This is a genomic window from Brasilonema bromeliae SPC951 (assembly GCF_012912135.1).
GTDB classification, from domain to species: domain Bacteria; phylum Cyanobacteriota; class Cyanobacteriia; order Cyanobacteriales; family Nostocaceae; genus Brasilonema; species Brasilonema bromeliae.
On sequence record NZ_QMEB01000357.1, the window covers coordinates 1 to 3862 of the forward strand.

3 protein-coding genes are annotated in these 3862 nt (G+C 73.6%); all 3 read left to right on the forward strand.

Going from position 1 to position 3862, the window contains the following annotated elements:
* Nucleotides 1–190 precede the first annotated feature (190 nt).
* The 3 genes from DP116_RS30585 to DP116_RS30595 all read left to right on the forward strand — a co-directional run bounded on the left by DP116_RS30585 (nucleotide 191) and on the right by DP116_RS30595 (nucleotide 3216).
* On the forward strand, nucleotides 191–1099 hold the full coding sequence (locus tag DP116_RS30585; RefSeq protein ID WP_169158129.1) for a Gp49 family protein: 909 nt from the start codon (nucleotides 191–193) through the stop codon (nucleotides 1097–1099).
* A gap of 98 nt (nucleotides 1100–1197) precedes the next feature.
* Nucleotides 1198–1617: a hypothetical protein gene (locus DP116_RS30590; RefSeq protein ID WP_169158130.1), complete on the forward strand. Its 420-nt coding sequence runs from the start codon at nucleotides 1198–1200 to the stop codon at nucleotides 1615–1617.
* A 348-nt stretch (nucleotides 1618–1965) separates the two neighbouring features.
* A complete protein-coding gene (locus DP116_RS30595) occupies nucleotides 1966–3216 on the forward strand; it encodes a tyrosine-type recombinase/integrase (RefSeq protein WP_169158131.1) in 1251 nt (416 codons plus the stop codon).
* Nucleotides 3217–3862 lie beyond the last annotated feature (646 nt).

A 3862-nucleotide genomic window follows, 5' to 3' on the forward strand; every position in this document is an offset into this window, starting at 1 on the left:
GGCGGTTCGTCATCCCCGAGGCGGCCTACGCCGGGCCGGTCGGCGGGTGGTTCGCAGTGCGGGCCGTCACCGACGAGGGCGGGGTCATCCCCACCCCGACCGCCTGACCCGGCCACGCGGGGACGCCAGCCGGGGCTAGAGCCGGCCGGCCGGGTGGGACGCCCGGCACCTTCACCCTGGGAGAGTCGCAGTGAGTCAGCACTACATCGGGATCAAGCAGGTGTTCGCGTGGCCGGAGGAGAAGAGCGGGGAGGCCGGCTACCACGTCGTGTACCGCTACGGCCAGCCGGACGCCTACCACTCATGGAGTCCGAAGGCCGAGTTCGAGCGGTTCTACCTCCCGCAGGGCAACGACCCGACCCGCGTCACCCAGGCGATGGTGGACGGGTTCGTCGCCAAGTGCGAGCCGGCCACCGTCGGCGGCAAGATGACAGTCTGCTCGGTCGAGCTCGCCAACGGCACCCTGTACGCCGAGTCGTCGGCGTGCGTGGACCCGGCCAGCTACGACGAGGCGGTCGGCAAGGGCATCTGCCTGGACCGGGCGAAGGACCGGGTGTGGCACCTGCTCGGGTTCGCCCTCCAGTGGGCGCGTCGCGGGCTGCCCCCGGCGGCTGCCGCCATCGTGGCGGTGATGCTGCTGGCCGGTCACGTCGCCGCGGCCGACCTCGGCTCGCCCATCCCGATCGACAAGCAGGTGGCCGAGCTGCGGGCCGACGTGGACGCCCTCAAGCGGGACGTGGCCGAGATAAAGGGCAAGCCGGCCACCGCCAGCCCGCCGACTTGGGCCGGGGTCCGCGACCGGGTGGCCGCCGGGGAAACCGTCTGGATCGCCGTCGGCGTGGCACCGCGGCTGGGCGACGTGGCCCTGCCGGCCCGGGCGGACGTCCACCCGGCTCGGCACAAGTGCTACCGGGACGCCGCCGGCGTCGAGCGGTTCGAGTGCGAGGACGGCCGCCCGTCGCTGGTGGCGAGCCGCCGGGTGGCGACCGCCGCCCCGGTGATGGGGCCGACATTCGCCAACCCCTTCGGCGGCCCGCCGTCGGGCTGCCCCGGCGGGAACTGTGCCGCCCCGGCCGGGCGGCTCGGCCGCCGCTGGTGACCGCCGCCGCTCGGGGGCGGGCGCTCACCGGCTGCCCGTCGCCGCCCTGCCTCGGTTACTGCCGGTGGTGCGTTCGACTTCATCCCCTGGAGCCTCAAGTGAACCCGCTCGACGTGATCCGCAAGATCGAAGAGAGCCTGAAGACGGCCGCCGACCTGGCCTCGGGTGCCGGGGCCGACACCCTGGACGCGGCCGCCGGCGTCCTGGACAAGATCAGCCACGCCACCCACGACTTCGCCGATTTCCTCCGCAACGGCGGCCACAGCCCGACGCCGGCCCCGGCCGACGGCAGCCCGGCCTCGTTCGCCGCCGCCCCGACCTCGGCCGAGGTGGTGGCCTGCTGCGACCGGCTGGACGCCCTCAAGGCGAAGTGCACGGCCGCCGCCGCCCCGCGGTCGTTCGGGGCCAGCCAGCCCGTCGGGGCGAACCCGGTGGTGGACGCCCTCATCGCCCAGCTCGTGGCCGCCACGATCGAGGCCGTCACCGGCTGGTTCCGTCGGAAGTTCCCGCAGGCGTAAGGCAAGCCGGCGGGTAAACGGAGGGCTGATTACTCCGCAAACCGTTGACCAATAACACTCTGCGGCAGGCGTGTAGGTGTCTCGAAAACCGATTTGCCCGAAAGGGTAACGAGGGTTCGAATCCCTCCCTCTCCGTTACCAAGTCCGCTCCTTGATGGACTTGTGACGCAAAGCCAGTAACGGCAACGCCCCGCGTCACGGCTCCCCCGACGGTCCTGCCCGCCTGGTGCACGGTTGGTGCACGAGCCGTGCACCGGGGGGAGTCCCGTGCCGCCGAAGAAGTCCCGACCCTCTCCGCGGGTCCGCATCGGAAGGGTCAGCGTCTACGAACACCACGGGGCGTGGTGGGTGTACTACCGGGACGACGCCGGCCCGCACCGCAAGAAGGTCGCCCCGACCCGCAACCAGGCCGAGCAGGTGGCCGCCCGGGTCAACGCCCAGCTCGCCAGCCGCGAGCCGACCCTCCTGACGTTCACCCCGGTCGGCGTGGCCGAGCTGCGGCGGCAGTTCCTCGACCACCACGAGCACGTCCTGCACTCGGCGGTGGGCACGCTGCGGCGGTACCGCTCGGCCACCCAGCACCTCGACGACTTCGTCCGCACCCTGCCGAGGCTACCCCAGGCCCACGAGGTCCGGGCCGAGGCGTTCGCGGCATACCTGCGGCGGATCGAGGTGGCGCCGAACGGCCACCCGAACGCCTCTAGGCGGAAGCTGCTGGCCAACGGCGTGCGGTACGTGCTGGAGACGTGCCGGGCCATGTACACCTACGCCGTCAGGTGGCGGTACCTGCCGCCGTACGCCGGCAACCCGTTCGCGGCGCTGCCTCTCGACAGGATGAAGGCCGAGGACGCCAAGCCGGTGTTCGTGTTCACCGCCGACGCCGAGTTGGCGTTCCTACGGGCCTGCACCGCCTGGGCCTTCCCCATCCACTTCACGCTCGCCAAGACCGGGCTGCGGGTCGGGGAACTGGTCCACCTGCTCATCGAGGACGTGGACCTGGCCGACGGCTGGCTGCACGTCCGCAACAAGGTGGAACTGGGCTGGCGGGTGAAGACGGGCCAGGAGCGGGTGGTGCCGCTCCTGCCGGAGGTGGTCGCCGTCCTCCGCACGGTGGTCGGGATGCGGACCCGCGGCCCGGTGTTCCTGCGAGAACGGTTCCACGCCCGCAGGGCGTCCGTCGCCGGCGACCGGCGGGAGCTGGGCAAGGCGCTCCGCGACCGGCGGGGGGCCGCCGGGCGGCCGCTCACCCGCGCCGAGGAGGCAGCGTTGGCGGGCAAGCTCTGGTGGGACGCCGGGGCGGTGCGGGCGGACAAGGTCCGGCAGGTGTTCGTGCGAGGGATGGCGGCCATCGGCCGGCCGGACGCCACCTGCCCCAAGAGCTGGCGGCACACGTTCGCCACCCTGCTCCAGGACGCCAACGTGGACCCGCTGATCCGCCAGCAGGTGCTGGGGCACAAGCCGACGCTCGGAGCCGGGCTGGGGATGACGGCGCACTACACCCATACCCGGCCGGAGACCCGCCGGGAGCAGGTGGAGCGGGCGCTGCGGCGGTGGCCGGCGTCGCTGGCGTACGCGGCGGGGCGGCCCGGTTCCAGATGACCGAGCCGGGTCGGCGGGGTGAGCACTCGGACACTCCGGACGGCCGCCCGACCGGGGCGGCTCCGGAGAACCGGGCGGAACGGGCCGTGCCGGCACGCCAGCCCGGTGCCGACACGTCCGTGACCGGGGCGACAGTTAGTGATCGGTCGGCGGGAACCAACCGGGACGGGCCGAGCGTGGGATGGCTCGACCCGGCGTGACGGCGGCCGAGGTGCCGCGCCAAACTTCGCGGACTGACCGTCCGGTGACGGGCGGTGGTGGCACGCGGCTGGGGTCGGCGACGGTCGCCCAGGTATGGTGACCCCGCGGAACGGGCGAATGTCATAGTGGTCGGAGTCGATCCCGTCGTGGCGGGTTGGCCACGGGGTGGTCGTCCGGTCCAACCTCCGGCCGCCGTCCGGTCGTCGACGGCCCCCGGGCGGATCGATCGCGGTGACGGGTGGGACGGTTCGGCGGGCGCCCCCGCCGGCCGCGGGTCAGCCCGGGGCCGGGAAGAACGCCAGGCAGGTGCCGTCGGCCGGCCCCCGGGCGGTCGCCTGCCGGAGGAGGTCGGCCGCCAACTCGTCGTACGACCGGTCCGGCCGGTGGTACGCCTCGACCGCCAGGGCCAGCCCGCGGAGCCGGTTCACCTCCTCCACCGCGGCCG